Source organism: Microbacterium sp. SORGH_AS_0454, assembly GCF_031453395.1.
Classification (GTDB): Bacteria; Actinomycetota; Actinomycetes; order Actinomycetales; family Microbacteriaceae; genus Microbacterium.
The window spans coordinates 3,516,167-3,531,146 of sequence record NZ_JAVIYS010000001.1; the positions used below are offsets into that span (position 1 = coordinate 3,516,167).

Genomic DNA, 14,980 nt, shown 5'->3' on the forward strand with positions numbered 1-14,980 from the left:
TCAGTTCCCTTCCACACGCAGCACGGAGACCACGCGCTCGACGACGCCGCTCGCGGCGAGACGCTCGACGGTCTCGCTCAAATCCTGCTCGCGGGCCTTGTGTGTTCCGATGACCAGGCGGGCGGATCCCGCTCCGGTCGCTGAGCCTGTCGAAGCGCCCGAGTCTGCGGCATCCGGAGATGAGTCGATGACCGTCTGCTCGACGGTTGCGATCGACACGCGCCCCTCGCTGAGGATCCCGGCGACCGTCGCGAGGACGCCCGGCTGATCGTCGACCTCGAGCGTGATCTGGTAGCGCGTGATGACGTGCCCGATCGGCACGGCCGGGAGGTTCGCGCGGGTCGACTCGCCCACGCCCACACCGCCGGCGATATGACGGCGGGCGGCCGACACGACGTCGCCGAGCACGGCCGAAGCGGTCTGTACGCCGCCGGCGCCGGCACCGTAGAACATGAGATCGCCCGCGGCCTCGGCCTGCACGAAGACGGCGTTGTTCGCACCGTGCACGCTCGCGAGGGGATGAGTGCGCTCGACGAGGGCCGGGTACACGCGCACCGAGATCGACTCGGTGCCGTCGACACCGGCGGCCAGGCGCTCGCACACCGCGAGAAGCTTGATGACGTATCCGGCGTGACGCGCCGACTCGATCATCGCGGCATCGACCGAGGTGATGCCCTCGCGGTGGACGGCGTCGAGGGGCACGGTCGTGTGGAACGCGAGGCTCGCGAGGATCGCCGCCTTCTGCGCGGCGTCGTAGCCCTCGACGTCGGCGGTGGGGTCGGCCTCGGCGTACCCGAGGGCCTGTGCCTGGGCGAGGACGTCGGCGAAGTCGGCGCCCTCGGTGTCCATGCGGTCGAGGATGTAGTTCGTCGTGCCGTTGACGATGCCCATGATGCGCACGACGCGGTCGCCGGCGAGCGAGTCGCGCAGCGGCCGGATGATCGGGATGGCACCGGCTGCGGCGGCCTCGTAGTACACCTCGGCACCGACCTGGTCGGCGGCCTCGAAGACCTCGGAGCCGTGCGTGGCCAGCAGCGCCTTGTTCGCGGTGACGACGTCGGCGCCCGAGGCGATCGCGTGCAGCACCTGGGTGCGGGCGGGCTCGATGCCGCCCATCAGCTCGATGACGATGTCGGAGCCCACGATGAGGGTCTCGGCGTCGGTGGTGTAGAGCTCCTGCGGGAGGTCGACGTCGCGCTTCGCGTCGAGGTTGCGCACGGCGATGCCGGCGAGTTCGAGCTTGGCGCCCGCGCGATCGGCGAGCTCGTCGCCGTGCTTGAGCAGCAGGTCGGCGACCTGCGAGCCGACGGCGCCGGCGCCGAGAAGCGCCACGCGGAGCGTGCGGTAGTCGGTCATTCGGTGTCTCCGTGGGGTGATGCGGTCGTGCCGCGTGAGAAGGATGAATCGGATGCCGGGATGGCGGCGTCGCGCGAGAGCAGGTCGTCGATGCTCTCGCCGCGCACGATCACGCGAGCCTGACCGTCGCGGACCGCGACGACCGGCGGGCGCGGCGTGTAGTTGTAGTTGCTCGCGAGAGAGAAGCAGTAGGCGCCGGTGGCGGGCACCGCGAGCAGATCGCCCGGGGTCACATCGGCCGGAAGGTACTCGGCATCCACCACGATGTCCCCGGACTCGCAGTGGCGGCCGACGACGCGCGAGAGCGCCGGGGTAGCGGAACTCGTGCGCGAGACGAGGCGCGCCGAGAAATCGGCGCCGTACAGCGCGGGGCGGGCGTTGTCGCTCATACCGCCGTCGACGCTGACGTAGGTGCGGTCGAGGTCCTCCCCCGCGGTCACGGTCTTGACCGTGCCCACCTCGTAGAGCGTGATGCCGGCCTGACCGACGATGACGCGCCCCGGTTCGGTGGCGACATCGGGCATCGGGATGCCGCGCACCGCGCACTCGTCGGCGATGGCGTCGACGATGCCGTCGGCGATCTCTTCGATGGGCTTCGGGTCGTCGACCGAGGTGTAGGAGATGCCGAAGCCGCCGCCGACGTTGAGAAGGGGGATCTCTCCCCCGGCCAGCAGATCGGCGTGCAGGTCGACCAGACGCGCGGCCGACTCCCGGAAACCGGAGGAGTCGAAGATCTGCGAACCGATGTGCGCGTGCAGCCCCACGAACCGCAGACTCGACAGCTCGCGGATGCGGGCGACGGCCTCGGCCGCCCCCTCGAGCGAGAAGCCGAACTTCTGATCTTCGTGGGCCGTGGCCAGGAACGCGTGGGTCTCGGCGTGCACGCCCGTGCGCACGCGCACGAGCACCGACTGCACGGCCCCGCGCCGCGCGGCGATCGCGGCGAGACGCTCGATCTCGATCGGGCTGTCGACCACGACCGAACCGATGCCGACCTCGACGGCGCGCTCGAGCTCGCTCACGCTCTTGTTGTTGCCGTGGAAGCCCAGGCGCGCGGGCTCGGCGCCCCCGGCGAGGGCGACCTCGAGCTCCCCGCGGGTGCAGACATCGACCGAGAGCCCCTCGGCGACGACCCAGCGCACGACCTCGGCCGAGAGGAAGGCCTTGCCGGCGTAGTAGACACGAGCCCGGATGCCGTGGCGTGCGGCCGCGGAATCGAAGGCGGAGCGAGCACGACGAGCGTGAGCACGCACCTCGTGCTCGTCGAGGACGTAGAGCGGCGTTCCGAAGCGGTCGCGGAGGTCGAACACCGAGACCCCGCCGACCTCGACGGAGCCGTCGGCGACGCGGTGCGCCGAGGCGGGCCAGACGGAGGAGACGAGCTCGTTCGCTTCGGCCGGGGCGGTGAGCCAGGCGGGCACGAGCGCGGAGTGCGAGGCGGACACAGGGGGACCAATCGGGTTTTGCGGCGACGCGACGGCCGCGGATCACGGCTCCCACCCGCGCGGAGAGTCACGCGGCGGGCAGTCCTTGCAGTCTAGGGCACGACGTATGCCGCCCTTTTCCCACGACCGCCCCTGCTGTCTCGGTTCCGAAGGGGCGCGGGCGTCGCGGCACGCGACCGGGAGGAACGCACACGCGGACGTCCGGGCGATGCTCCGTGTCGAGCCGGGCGGTCAGCCGCAGGCGCCGTCGCTCTGCAGGGCGGGATCGTTCAGGATGCCGCCGGCCACGTCGAACGTCGCCACGAGATCCTGCCCCTGGACGGTGGCCGAGGTCAGGGTGAGCCCCCGCGGGAGGCGGTCGGCGATGCAGAGGCTCGTCGTCTTGAGCAAGGAATCAGCCACGCTGCCGAACTGGCCGCGGAGGGTATCGGCATCGATCGCGTTGCCGCCCACCTGGAACGACGACGGGGTCAACGTCAGATCGCCTTCGGCGGCACCGGGGGTGACCCCGACGCCGACCGGGATCGCAATGCCGAACAGTGAGAGCGAGGTCTCGAGATTCACATCGGGGGCGGCCATGGTGACGGTACTGGCCGGGAGATCCGGGACCTCGGCGAGCAGAGTCTTGAGGTGATCCTGGTCGAGGCGCACCGAGGCCACCCCGCCGTCCGCCGCGGCGTCGCCCGAGACGGGGACCCCGCGCAGGTCGACGCGGACGTCGCCGGTGATGGGACCGAGGGTCACGTCGTTCGACGACACGGCGACCTCGTCGAGGCGTCCGCCCAGCAGCTGCGGCAGGACCAGACCCGACACCGACACGTCGACGTTCTGATCGTCGGGCAGGCCGACGTTCTTCACGACGAGCGAGCGCACGGTGCTGGTCACGACCGAGCGGGCGATGAACTCCGCTGCCACGACCGCCCCGGCGAGCAGGACGACGACGACCACGAGGACGGCGATCCAGCGACCGGTGCGGCGGCGGGGGGCCGTGGCATCCGTCATGCTCTACATCCGCTCCGGAGCGCTGACCCCGAGCAGATCGAGGCCGTTTCGCAGCACCTGGCCGGTGGCGTCGTTCAGCCACAGGCGCGTGCGGTGCACGGACTCGACGGGGGCGTCGCCGAGCGGGATGACACGGCAGTTGTCGTACCAGCGGTGGTACAGCCCGGCGAGCTCCTCGAGGTAACGCGCGACGCGGTGCGGCTCGCGCACCTCGGCGGCGTACGCGACGATGCGCGGGTACTCCTGCAGTGCGCCCAGGAGCGCCGACTCGGTCTCGTGGTCGAGCAGCTCGGGGGCGAACTCTGAACGGTCGACGCCGGAGTCCGCGGCATTGCGCGCGACATTGTGCGTGCGCGCGTGGGCGTACTGCACGTAGAAGACGGGGTTGTCGTTCGTGCGCTTCTGCAGGATCTCGGGGTCCAGCGTCAGCGGCGAGTCGGCCGGGTAACGCGCGAGCGAGTAGCGCAGGGCGTCGGTTCCGAGCCACGCCTGCAGGTCGTCGAGCTCGACGATGTTTCCCGCCCGCTTGGACAGGCGTGCCCCGTTGATCGAGACGAGCTGCCCGATGAGCACCTCGATGTCCTTCTCGGGGTCGTCGCCCGCGGCTCCGGCGAGCGCCTTGAGGCGGTGAACGTAGCCGTGGTGGTCGGCGCCGAGCAGGTAGATCTTGTGAGCGAACCCGCGGTCGCCCTTGTTGAGGTAGTAGGCGGCGTCGGCGGCGAAGTAGGTGTACTCGCCGTTCGAGCGCCGGATGACGCGGTTCTTGTCGTCGCCGAAGTCGGTCGTGCGCACCCACACGGCGTCGTCCTCGTCGAAAACGTGGCCCTGCTCGCGCAGGCGGTCGACAGCCTCGTCGACGAGGCTCGGCTGGCCCTCGATGCCGGCGTGCAGGTCGCGCTCCGAGAACCAGACGTCGAAGTGCACGTTGAAGCGCGCGAGCGAGGCCTGGATCTCGCCGAGCTGGAAGCCGTAGGCGAGCTCGGTGGCGACCGAGATCTGCTCCGCGCGGTCGAGATCGAGGATGTCGGTGCGGGCCGCCTGCACACGCTCGGCGAGAGCGGCGATGTAGGCGCCGCCGTAGCCGTCTTCGGGTGTCGGCTCACCGGCGATGGCGGCGACCACCGAGCGGCCGAATCGCTCCATCTGCGCACCGGCGTCGTTGATGTAGAACTCGCGGACCAGCGTCGCGCCGCTCGCGAGCAGAACGCGGGCGATCGCGTCGCCCAGGGCCGCCCAGCGGGTGTGGCCGATGTGCAGGGGACCGGTCGGGTTGGCGCTGACGAACTCGAGATTGATCGTGTTCCCGCGCTGACTGTCGTTCGTGCCGAACGCGGCGCCCTGCTCGACGATCGTGCGGGCCAGCGCACCGGCGGCCGCGGCGTCCAGGCGGATGTTGATGAAGCCGGGGCCGGCGACCTCGACGCTCGCGATGCCGTCGACGGATTCGAGGCCCGCGGCGATCTCTGCCGCGAACTCACGGGGGTTGACCCCGATGACCTTGGACAGCTTCAGGGCGGCGTTCGACGCCCAGTCGCCGTGGTCGCGGTTCTTGGGCCGCTCGAGCGGAAGGTCGGCGGCGGTGATCCCGGCCGAGGATCCCTCTCGTCGCGCCTCGGCGAGCGGGGCGATGACGGCGAGCAGGGCGGCGGAGAGGGCTGCGGGATCCATAACCCGTCAAGTCTAGAGCGCGTCGCCGGGGAGCCCGCGTCAGGCGATCTGCACCAGGGCCTCGTGGTCGTCGGGCTCCGCAGCGGGGGCGTCTTCGAGCACGGCATCCACGCGCATCCGCTCCAGACCGACATAGCCGCCGTGGAAGCTGAGGAAGGCGCAGTCGGCCGCGTCGCGTCCCGTGGCGATCCGCACGAGCGAGCGGCGGTCGGCGAGGCGCGTGGCGTCGATGACGTACCAGGCCCCGTCGAGGTACGCCTCGGCGACGGCGTGGAAGTCCATCGGGTCGAGCCCGGGGGCGAAGCACGCCGCGTAGCGAGCCGGCACGTCCATCGCGCGCAGGAGGGCGATCACGACGTGGGCGTAGTCACGGCACACGCCCTGACCGGTCGAGAGGGTCGTCACGGCACTGTCGGTGCCCATGCTGAGCCCGGGCGTGTACGTGACGGTGGATGCCACGAAGTCCGACACCGCGGCCAGGAGCTCGCGCCCTGACAGACCGCGGAACTGACGCCGCGCCTGGGCGAACACCTCGTCGGACTGGCAGTAGCGGCTCGGCCGCAGATAGCCGATGGTCTCGAGATCGCTCGTGCGGGGGCTCTGGGCTGGACCCGAGACGAGCGCTTCGTAGCGCACCGAGAGGGGCCCCTGGTCGGCGGTGAGCCGATGGAGTCGACTGCCGGACGGGTCGACGAGCTCGGTCGGTGCGTAGAGACGGTCTCCCTGTGCGAATGTCAGATTCTCGCTCGCCAGGGGAGCTCCCTGCGCGGCGGTGATCTGGAAGATGAGGTCGACGGAGGCCCCGAGATCGAGGTCGAGTTCTGCGGTCACGCGGCGCGGCACCGGGCAATCCTCGCACGCGTTCCGACCCCCTCGGCGCGCCTCGGGCGAAGCGGCTCAGCCGTCTTTCTTGCCGGGGCCTTTGCCGTTGCCATTGCCATTGCCGTTGCCCGGTCCCTTGTCGTCTTTTCCGCCGGGACTCTGGTCGTCCGGAGCCGGCTGGGCGGGCTCGTCACCACCGTCGTCGACGACCGTGTCCGACGACTGTGTGGGCGCGGGATCCGTTGTGGGCGTCGGCGTCGGCGTCGGCACGAGGGAGGTCAGGTCGGCTCGGACGGTGGCGATCCGACTCAGGATGCCGTCGGCTTCGTCCGCGGAGATCTCGCCGGCGTCACGACGGGCGACCACGTCGGCCTCGAGAGCATCCAGGCTCGCGAGAGCCGAGGCGTAGTCGCCACCGGAGGCCTGATCGGCCACGGTCTGCACGTTCTGCTGCCAGGCCGTGGGGGTCGCAGCCGGCGGGGTGCACGCCGTGAGGACGATGACCGCGACGAGGAGGAGGCCCGCGGCGGGGGCGGCGCGGCGGATCACGGACCCACCTGCTTCCAGAGGTCGTCCATGTGCTGGTCGAGGGGCTGGGGAAGGGACGGCAGAGCGGGCTCGTCGGCCCCGCCCCCGGAACCGACAGCTGCGGCGATGCCGACGCCTCCGGCGGCCAGGAGAACCGCAACGACAGCGCCGATGACGAACGCGCGACGCGAGGGCTTTCTCTCGGCCCGGCGCCGAGTCGGGTTCACGGACGGCTCGAAGACGCGTGTGGGGCCGGTGCTGCCGGTGAGGGCGGCCGTCGAAAGAGGCGAGGCCGGCTTCGCCGGGGCCGATACGGGCACCGTCACCCCCGAGAGGGTGCCGAGCTCGGAGATGAGGCCCGTGGCATCCGGTCTCTCGTTCGGCTCGATCGCGGTCATCCGCTCGAGAACTCCACGCCACGCAGGCGGGATCTGCGCGGGGATCTCGGGAGGACCGACGAGCCGCGCCGCGAGCGCTTCGTGCGGCGTGCGGGACCCGAAGGGGCGGGAGCCGGTCAGCGCCTCGAGCAGGACGAGTCCGAGAGCGTAGACGTCGCTCGCGGGGCCGGCGGGCATCCCGCGCGCTTGCTCGGGGCTGAGGTACGCCGCGGTGCCGATGACCGTGTCGGCTCGGGTGACGCGTGTCGCCCCGACGAGCGAGGCGATACCGAAGTCGGCGAGGGTCGCGCGCGGGCTCTCGCCGGCGTGGGCGGCGGGTCGGATGAGGATGTTCGAGGGCTTCACGTCGCGGTGGACGATGCCGCGACCGTGGATGACGGCGAACGCCTCGGCGATCTCGCGACCGATGCGGGCGACATCGGGCCCCGGAAGCGGTCCGCGCGCTATGCGGTCGGTGAGGGTCGGTCCGGCGATGAGTTCCATCGCCAGGTAGGCCGGCTGCGCGTCGAGCTTGGCGTCGTACAGCGTGACCAGGGAGGGGTGCGACAGGGACGCGAGCAGCCGGATCTCGGAGCGCACGCGGGCCACGTCGGAGGGGTCGGCGCCGTCGCCGTCGATCACCTTGAGGGCGAGGGTGCGTTCGAGAGCGGTGTCGACGGCTTCGTAGACACGCGCGTAACCGCCCTGGCCGAGGACGCGCCCGAGGCGATAGCGCCCATCGAACAGGTCGTCGACGGCAGGGTCGTACGCGACGGTGGGAGTGGGTTCGGTCATATCAGCTCTCCGGGGATCGACCCCGCGGGGCTCAGACGAGGTCGTCGTTCGAGGAGCGCGTGCTCGAGCGCGTGACCTGCGCCGCCCCCACTCCTTCGGTACGGGTGACCGTATCGGTTTGGCGACGACGAACCAGCATCGCGACCCCGATGAGGAAGACGACGACGCCCGCGCCCATCATGATGTAGCCGATCGTGGTGAGATCGACGAAGTCGTTCGGGAGGTTGACCGCGAAGGCGAGGATGGCACCGACGACGAAAAGCGCGATACCGGCTCCAACACTCATGACAGACCCCTTCCGAAGGTCTCCTCAGCATCGCAGCATCCTGCGGAACCCCGTGACGGTCTTGACAACGCCTGTCAAGACGGGGGCGGTGCCCCCGTCCCGGGGTGTGACATGGATGCCATGAGCCAGAACGACGTGACCACCCGATCGAACCGAGGCCAGTGGGAGAACGCTGTCGAGGGCCGACCCGAGCTCTCGGCGAGCTTCTCCAGCCGCGAGGAAGCCGTCGATCAAGGGCGGGCCGTCGCGGACGAGCTCGGTTCGCGGCACATCGTCGAAGACGCCGAGCCCACCGGGTCCGTCACCGACGAGGGCTGACCCCGGCAAGACCGAAGGCCGCGATCGTGACGATCGCGGCCTTCTCGATGTGCCCCCGACTGGAATCGAACCAGCGACCTTTGGTACCGGAAACCAACGCTCTATCCCCTGAGCTACGGAGGCGGACCGGTCAAGATTAGCACCGTGGAGCGGTCGAGCCTGACCCGCGGAGCGGCCATCGGCTTGTCGCGACGCCCGCCCCGCGGCATCCGGATCACTCGTCGCCGATGACTCCGATGCCCGTCGCCTGGTGGTCGGCATTCGGGTCGTCTTTGGAGGGAGCCTTGGCTTCCTCGTCGACGTCGTTCTCCTGGCTCGGCTTGACCGTGGGGTCGTCGCCGAGGTCGGCGGCATCGTCGGCCGGTGCGGAGTTCTGCGGGTCGCTCATGGGATTCCCTTCGTCGCGTACCTCTCCAGCCTGTCAAGAGCGCCGACGGGGAACACCGGCTTGACCGAAGCGTCCGCCGGGCCTAGCGACCGAACAGACCGCGCACGCGACGCCCGACGGACTGCGTCAGCAGCACCTGTCGACCGTTCACGTCGACCGCGAGCACCGAACCGCCGAGTCCTCCGCTTCGCACCGGCTCGGCCTCGCCGCGGACGTACGCCTCGGCGACGTCGACGTGGACGGCGAGCAGCTGAGCGCTCTGGTCTTTGGAGGTGTTGGCGTCGACGATCTGCAGGCGGTGACCCGTGTCGGTCTCGACCGAGAACCACCGCGAGCCGGGCGTCGACACGACGGCCCAGCGCTTTCCGCGCGAGAACCGCGCCCAGGCGGCACCGTCACGCAGCTCGGTCGTGACATCGAGGTCGGCCTGGGCGATGACGAGCACCTCGAGCATGGCCAGCGCTTCGGCCGCGGTCACGTAGTCACCGCGGTCGGCGCTGAGACCGCCCCATTCGAACCTGCGCTCGCCCATCTCGCCGCCTCCGCCGTCGTCCTGCCCCGAGCGTAACCCCGCAGACGCGAACAGGGTCCGCCGCGCAGCGAACCCAGGGACATGGCCCGGGAGCCCGGCCTCAGTCCCGCCGGAGCCGGTCGTCGGGATGCAGACTGCGCAGCGGCACCGAGCCGTCGACGATCGCCTGAATCGCACCGGTGCTCACCTCGAGCTCGGCGGAGATGCGGTCGAGGTCGGCACCCGACGACACCGCGGAGCGAAGCGCGGTCACGGCCGCGTCCGAGGTCTCGTCGACGTCGTCTGCCGTGCTCTCCACGAAAGCCGCCAGGCGGGCCTGAGCGAGGCGGATGCACGTGCTCTGGCGTTCACTCCGGTCGGAGGGGTCGGGATGATGGTCGATGGTCTGGGCACGATCAGGGGTCATGAATCTTCACTCCGGGGGAAGTGTCCGCCCGCGCGGCTTCGCGAGCTCTTCCCCATCGTCGCGAAACGACGTCCGTCCGCGCATCCCCCGAGCGATGTATTCCACCCCGGCCGAACGGCGGATGCCATGGCTGCGGCGTGGCAGCCATGGCATCCGTCAGTCGCCCTTCACATTGACGATCTGGCGCAGCGTGTGCCGCACCGTGACCAGGTCGGCGGCATCGGCCATGACCCGGTCGATCGGCTTGTAGGCCTGCGGGATCTCATCGATGAACGCGTCGGTGTCTCGGTACTCGATCCCCACCATCGCTTCGCGCAGCTGTTCGCGCGTGAAGGTCTTGCGGGCGGCCGACCGCGAGTATTCACGACCCGCGCCGTGCGGCGACGAGTTCAGCGCGACGGGGTTGCCCCGACCCTCGACGACGTACGAGGCCGTGCCCATCGACCCCGGGATGAGGCCCGGACGACCGGCGTCGGCCATGATCGCGCCCTTGCGCGACACCCACACCTGCTTGCCGAAGTGCCTTTCGGACTCGGTGAAGTTGTGATGGCAGTTGATCCGCTCGCGCTCTTCGACGGGGGCGTCGAGGAATCGCCCGAGCTGGTTCGCGACGCGGTCCATCATCTCTTCGCGGTTGAGCAGGGCGAAATGCTGCGCCCACCGGAGCTCGCTGATGTACCGGGTGAACTCCGGCGTGCCCTCGACGAGGTAGGCCAGGTCGGGATGCGGAAGCTCGATCCACCACTGCTTCGCGAGCCGCTGCGCCACCTTGATGTGGTGTTGCGCGATGCGGTTGCCGACGCCGCGCGAGCCGGAGTGCAGGAACATCCACACGTCGTCGTTCTCGTCCAGCGAGATCTCGATGAAGTGGTTGCCGCTGCCCAGCGACCCGAGCTGGTGCCGCCAGTGGCCGGCGTACGACGCGGGGTCGAATCCGGCATCGTCGGCGAGCTCCTCGAGCTCGGCCACCCGCGGCTCGGCGGTCGCGACGATCTTGCGGTTGTCACGACCGGCCGAGAGCGGGATGGCACGCTCGATCTGCTGCCGCAGCTCCGCGAGGTCCAATCCGTCGAAGGCGGAGGCGTGGAACTGCGTCTTGACGGCGATCATGCCGCAGCCGATGTCGACGCCGACGGCCGCGGGCATGATGGCGCCGAGCGTCGGGATGACCGACCCGACCGTCGCGCCCAGGCCCAGGTGGGCGTCGGGCATGAGGGCCAGATGGGGGTGGATGAACGGCATCCGGGACGAGGTACGGGCCTGCTCGATGGTCTTGTCATCGATCAGGCTCGCCCACGACACCAGCCGTTCGGTGAGCTTGTGCATGGATCCTTTCCTTCGTGTGGTGCGCCGAAGCGCGGGGAGTCGAGCCTGCGGACGAGGCACTCCCCCACACGGTGGAAAGAGAAACGCCCCGACCTGACGGGGCGGGGCGAAACGAGACAGATGTCTAGACGACCGGCGCCGGAGGGTACGACGAGAGCAGGAACGGCAGGTAATTGCCCTGCTGCTCCGGACGCAGATCGCGCATCGCGGTCATGGTCTCGTCTTTCCTCGGCTCACCGTGCCGAGTGGCACGGACTTGAGACCATAGCGGATGCCGGGAGCCGATGACAAGGCTCCCGGCGGTCGTGGGCGGAGCGGGCGAACCTCACCCCGTCGACTCAAGCCTCGGTCGGCCGATCGAAGTCGTAATCGAGAAGCTCGTCGTCGGCGTCGGAAACAGGTTCGACAGCTCGAAGGTGCGGACGCGGGAAGAGCCGGTGCTTCTCGAGCTCGGCGGCCGCGTGCGAGAAATCCGGCTCTTCTTCGTGCCAGTCCAGCGGGGCGGAGAGCACGTCGTTTCCGACCCCGATCACGAGCTCCGCCTGAGCGACCTTCTTGTCCTCCGTGACGATGGGGATGCTCACGGCCTCGGACTGCCCCTCCTTCGCCACCGCCGCGGTCAACTCGATCAACGACGCGGCGACGTCGTCGGTGGTGATCACGGTCTCGCCGGCATAGGTCACGCATCGCATACGCCTACTGTGCGGGTCGTGAGGACCGACGCAGGGTGGCTTGCTCGTCGAGCGAGCGTGAGATAGACCCTCAGCCGCGACGCTGGGGCGAGCGGAACATGGTCTCGTCCAACTCGAACCACACCGCGCGGACGGTGTCGAAATCTCCGAAGGGTTCGGGTTGGGGATCGCTGAGGGACAGGCGATAGGCGCGAGGCAGGTCGTCCACGTGCTGTCCGTCGCGCGGGCCGCCGACGAGCACGTAGATCACGGGGAATCGACCGCCGGGTGCTCTACCGCGACGCCGTCCACCGCGTCGCTCATGCGTCGGAGGAACGCGACCACCGCGGCAGACTCGTCGGGCGTCATGTCGATGACGGCCGCGAGCATGCGATCGTGCATGTTACCGAGCGTCTGCCGCACCTCGGTGTGCGCGCGGGGGGTGGCCTGGATGAAGATGCTGCGCCGGTCGTCGGGGTTCGCCGCCCGGGTAACGTGCCCCGAGCGTTCGAGCCGGTCGAGGATCGCCGTGGTCGAGGCGGTCGAGAGACCGAGATAGCGGGTGAGCTCCCCCGGTCGCACCTGACGGTTGGCGTCGCGCAGCAGGTATCGCAGGACGAGGAGTTCGTTCTCGCCCATCGACATCGAGTCGCGCGTACGACGGCGCATCGCTACCTCGGCCGCGCGATAGATGCGAAGGGCTTCGAGAACGGCCTTGCTGCGGTGGCGCCGATCGGACGGCTCGTCGCCGTACCAGTACGTGACCTCTTCGGCTGCGTCCGCGGGCGCGGGGCGAAGGGACGTGGTTTCGATGTCCGTCATGAAACACTCCTCCCCGCTCTTCCCGCGACTATACCTCGGAAATAATAGTTAGACAAACTAGTTACTAGCCTAGTATGTTCTAAGTGCAGTTAATCGCTTTCGAAGGGAGTACCCCATGGGCCACCTGTTCTACGGCACCTCGACCGACTCGATCCAGATCCCGGATCGCCTGCTCTCCCACATCAAGGTCGTCACGACCACCAAGCTTCGACGCAGCGAAAGCTTCACGCTCAGCTGGACGCACGTAGACGGCGCCCCCGGCCGCTCCACCCTGTGGCTGCAGCCCGCCATCCCTCTGCGCTTCGTCTTCGACTCCGCTGAGCCCGAGACCCTCAATTCCACCGCGCTGAAGAACATGGCCGACATGGCCAACTCCTCGGCCGGTCTCGTCGTCGACCTCGAGGTCGAGATTCCCGCGAGCGACAGTGCACAGCGTCCGCAGACGGTCCGCGCCAGCGTCCCCGCCCGCCGTACCCTTTCCGCGGCGGCCTGACATGACGACCCCGACGTCCACGTCCCCCGCTCCCCTGACGGCGGCCCGCGTCCTGTGGGCGAAGGTCGACACCGGTTTCTGGGTCGCTCACCGCGGCGGCGAGTATTTCGGCTGCGTCGACCAGGTCGCCGGTGGGTTCGTCTCCCGCGATGCTCACGGCGTACCGGTCGGCCGCTACGACACCCTCGACACGGCCAAGGCGTCGCTGCGTTCGACCACTCACCCGGCGAACGTCTCGCGCCGTCGCCGGTTCGAGCGCGCGACCGTGCTCACCGCTACCGGCGTGGGCGGTACGACCCTCGCCCTCGCGTTGACCGCCGGCGCCTTGGCACCGTACCTGTGATGGTCGTGGGCGACATCGAGCTTCGCGACGAAGCAGACGATTTCGAGGATGCCGCGAGCGCGGACTTCACCGAGCGCTTCGGCGTTCGTCCCCTGTGAGAGCGTCCACCCCCTGGACACGGACGGTGGTCCGTGACACCGTCGCTCCACACCGACGACGAAGAGGATGACCATGACGCATCACGACGGACGCGCGAACGACGCACCCGACCACGACTCCTCCGGGGCGGGAAGCGAGTCTCCCGAAGAGGGCGCCGCAGCCCAGCAGGATGCCGACGAGGCGGTCACCACCGAGGGGTCGCCCACCGGCCGCATCGACTGATCGTCAGAACGCGTACCGCACCCGGCAATACGGGAGCTTGAGCGCGATGAGGTCGCCCAGAGCGGCAACCGCTTGCGCCTTGAGCGGATGGCGATAGCGCACGTTCACCGCCCCGTTCTGCGACCTCTTCTCTTCTTGGACGGCGGGAGTCCACAGGAGTTCTTCCCCCTTCGGATGCCACCCGAGGTTGACCTCGTGGAGCCCTTCGTTGTGAGTGAGGAAGATCACCTCGCACGCGAGTTGTGCCTTCGCCCGGGCATGGAGGGCGGCGTCGAGCTGGTCGAACAGCTCCGCCCAGTCGGCCAGCCACGTCGGGGTGAGGATGACGGGTGAGAAGTTGACGTGCACCTCGTACCCGGCGTCGACGAAATCGTTGATGGCCGCGATCCGGGCGGCCATGGGCGAGGTGCGCAGGTCGGTGACCTTCGCCGTGGCCGCGGGCATGAGCGAGAAGCGGATGCGCGTCCGCCCCGCCGGGTCCCAATCCAGCATGTCGCGGTTGACGAACTTCGTCGCGAAAGACGCCTTCGCGGTGGGCGTCATGCGGAAGAGCTCACAGACGTCGCGTACGTTGTCGCTGATCATCGCGTCGACGGAGCAGTCGCCGTTCTCGCCGATGTCGTAGACCCAGGAATCGGGATCGCACTGGTTCGGCTCGGTTTTCGGCCCGCGCGCCGCCACATGCCGCGCGAGATGCCGGCTGATCTGGTCGATGTTCGCGAAGACCGTGATGGGGTTGCTGTACCCCTTGCGCCTCGGCACGTAGCAGTAACTGCACGCCATCGCGCAGCCGTTCGAGAGCGACGGGGCGATGAAGTCGGCGGATCGCCCGTTCACCCGCGTCGTCACGCTCTTCTTCACACCCAGCACCAGCGCCTCGGTCTTGATGCGCACCCAGCGCGCGACGTTGGTCTCGTCGCCGTGCACCTCGGGGATCTGCCAGTGCGAAGCGATGGGCACGATGTCGGCCTCGGGCCAGCGCGCGACGATCTCCCGGCCGCGCTCGAGCTCGAGAGCAGCGTCCTCCGCGTAGATGCGGGTGACGCGCAGCAGATCCTTGCGCTCGACAGGCATGGTCCTG

Annotated in this window: 20 protein-coding genes and 1 tRNA gene; 4 read left to right on the forward strand and 17 right to left on the reverse strand. The window is 69.4% G+C overall.

Going from position 1 to position 14,980, the window contains the following annotated elements:
* From QE454_RS16900 to QE454_RS16935, 8 genes are all read right to left on the reverse strand, one after another.
* Positions 1-1,356: a homoserine dehydrogenase gene (locus QE454_RS16900; RefSeq protein WP_210071980.1), complete on the reverse strand. Its 1,356-nt coding sequence runs from the start codon at positions 1,354-1,356 to the stop codon at positions 1-3.
* Positions 1,353-2,801, reverse strand: coding sequence for a diaminopimelate decarboxylase (gene lysA, locus QE454_RS16905; protein ID WP_307459437.1), 1,449 nt, complete (start codon positions 2,799-2,801; stop codon positions 1,353-1,355). The genes QE454_RS16900 and lysA overlap by 4 nt, the downstream gene beginning before the upstream one ends.
* Positions 2,802-3,032: 231 nt before the next feature.
* The gene (locus tag QE454_RS16910; protein WP_210071982.1) at positions 3,033-3,803 is read right to left on the reverse strand and encodes a DUF2993 domain-containing protein; all 771 of its coding nucleotides are present in this window, start codon (positions 3,801-3,803) and stop codon (positions 3,033-3,035) included.
* A 3-nt stretch (positions 3,804-3,806) separates the two neighbouring features.
* Complete coding sequence (locus tag QE454_RS16915; protein WP_307459434.1) at positions 3,807-5,471, reverse strand: arginine--tRNA ligase; 1,665 nt, start codon at positions 5,469-5,471, stop codon at positions 3,807-3,809.
* A gap of 39 nt (positions 5,472-5,510) precedes the next feature.
* Positions 5,511-6,314, reverse strand: a complete 804-nt coding sequence (locus tag QE454_RS16920; protein ID WP_307459432.1) for a transglutaminase family protein — start codon at positions 6,312-6,314, stop codon at positions 5,511-5,513.
* 54 nt (positions 6,315-6,368) lie between these two features.
* Positions 6,369-6,842 (reverse strand): hypothetical protein, encoded by a 474-nt coding sequence (locus tag QE454_RS16925; RefSeq protein ID WP_307459430.1) that lies wholly within the window; start codon positions 6,840-6,842, stop codon positions 6,369-6,371.
* Positions 6,839-7,993, reverse strand: coding sequence for a serine/threonine-protein kinase (locus QE454_RS16930; RefSeq protein WP_307459427.1), 1,155 nt, complete (start codon positions 7,991-7,993; stop codon positions 6,839-6,841). Before QE454_RS16930 ends, QE454_RS16925 begins: the two co-directional genes overlap by 4 nt.
* A gap of 31 nt (positions 7,994-8,024) precedes the next feature.
* A complete protein-coding gene (locus QE454_RS16935; RefSeq protein WP_307459425.1) occupies positions 8,025-8,279 on the reverse strand; it encodes a DUF6458 family protein in 255 nt (84 codons plus the stop codon).
* Positions 8,280-8,399: 120 nt separating this feature from the next.
* Between QE454_RS16935 and QE454_RS16940 the strand changes: the two genes are divergently transcribed.
* A complete protein-coding gene (locus tag QE454_RS16940; protein ID WP_307459423.1) occupies positions 8,400-8,597 on the forward strand; it encodes a DUF2188 domain-containing protein in 198 nt (65 codons plus the stop codon).
* Between the two features lie 50 nt (positions 8,598-8,647).
* Here QE454_RS16940 and QE454_RS16945 read toward each other — a convergent pair.
* The 8 genes from QE454_RS16945 to QE454_RS16980 form a co-directional block, all read right to left on the reverse strand.
* A tRNA-Arg gene (locus tag QE454_RS16945) sits at positions 8,648-8,720 on the reverse strand.
* Between the two features lie 91 nt (positions 8,721-8,811).
* The gene (locus QE454_RS16950) at positions 8,812-8,985 is read right to left on the reverse strand and encodes a hypothetical protein (protein WP_156371637.1); all 174 of its coding nucleotides are present in this window, start codon (positions 8,983-8,985) and stop codon (positions 8,812-8,814) included.
* An 82-nt stretch (positions 8,986-9,067) separates the two neighbouring features.
* A complete protein-coding gene (locus QE454_RS16955) occupies positions 9,068-9,517 on the reverse strand; it encodes a hypothetical protein (protein ID WP_267786512.1) in 450 nt (149 codons plus the stop codon).
* A gap of 100 nt (positions 9,518-9,617) precedes the next feature.
* Positions 9,618-9,923, reverse strand: coding sequence for a hypothetical protein (locus QE454_RS16960; RefSeq protein ID WP_307459418.1), 306 nt, complete (start codon positions 9,921-9,923; stop codon positions 9,618-9,620).
* 156 nt (positions 9,924-10,079) lie between these two features.
* Positions 10,080-11,249, reverse strand: coding sequence for an RtcB family protein (locus tag QE454_RS16965; protein ID WP_307459414.1), 1,170 nt, complete (start codon positions 11,247-11,249; stop codon positions 10,080-10,082).
* 338 nt (positions 11,250-11,587) lie between these two features.
* Positions 11,588-11,941: a hypothetical protein gene (locus QE454_RS16970; protein ID WP_307315782.1), complete on the reverse strand. Its 354-nt coding sequence runs from the start codon at positions 11,939-11,941 to the stop codon at positions 11,588-11,590.
* A 70-nt stretch (positions 11,942-12,011) separates the two neighbouring features.
* Positions 12,012-12,191 (reverse strand): hypothetical protein, encoded by a 180-nt coding sequence (locus QE454_RS16975; RefSeq protein ID WP_307459410.1) that lies wholly within the window; start codon positions 12,189-12,191, stop codon positions 12,012-12,014.
* A complete protein-coding gene (locus QE454_RS16980; protein WP_210071994.1) occupies positions 12,188-12,742 on the reverse strand; it encodes a MarR family winged helix-turn-helix transcriptional regulator in 555 nt (184 codons plus the stop codon). Before QE454_RS16980 ends, QE454_RS16975 begins: the two co-directional genes overlap by 4 nt.
* A gap of 115 nt (positions 12,743-12,857) precedes the next feature.
* On the opposite strand from QE454_RS16980, the gene QE454_RS16985 reads away from it, so the two are divergent.
* The 3 genes from QE454_RS16985 (at position 12,858) to QE454_RS16995 (ending at position 13,899) form a co-directional block, all read left to right on the forward strand.
* Positions 12,858-13,235 carry a hypothetical protein gene (locus QE454_RS16985; RefSeq protein ID WP_307459405.1) on the forward strand — a complete coding sequence of 126 codons (378 nt, stop codon included), beginning with the start codon at positions 12,858-12,860 and terminating at the stop codon, positions 13,233-13,235.
* Position 13,236: 1 nt separating this feature from the next.
* Positions 13,237-13,578, forward strand: coding sequence for a hypothetical protein (locus QE454_RS16990; RefSeq protein WP_210071996.1), 342 nt, complete (start codon positions 13,237-13,239; stop codon positions 13,576-13,578).
* Between the two features lie 171 nt (positions 13,579-13,749).
* Positions 13,750-13,899: a hypothetical protein gene (locus tag QE454_RS16995; protein ID WP_307459402.1), complete on the forward strand. Its 150-nt coding sequence runs from the start codon at positions 13,750-13,752 to the stop codon at positions 13,897-13,899.
* Between the two features lie 3 nt (positions 13,900-13,902).
* On the opposite strand, the gene QE454_RS17000 is transcribed toward QE454_RS16995, so the two are convergent.
* Positions 13,903-14,973: a spore photoproduct lyase family protein gene (locus QE454_RS17000; RefSeq protein ID WP_307459398.1), complete on the reverse strand. Its 1,071-nt coding sequence runs from the start codon at positions 14,971-14,973 to the stop codon at positions 13,903-13,905.
* Positions 14,974-14,980 lie beyond the last annotated feature (7 nt).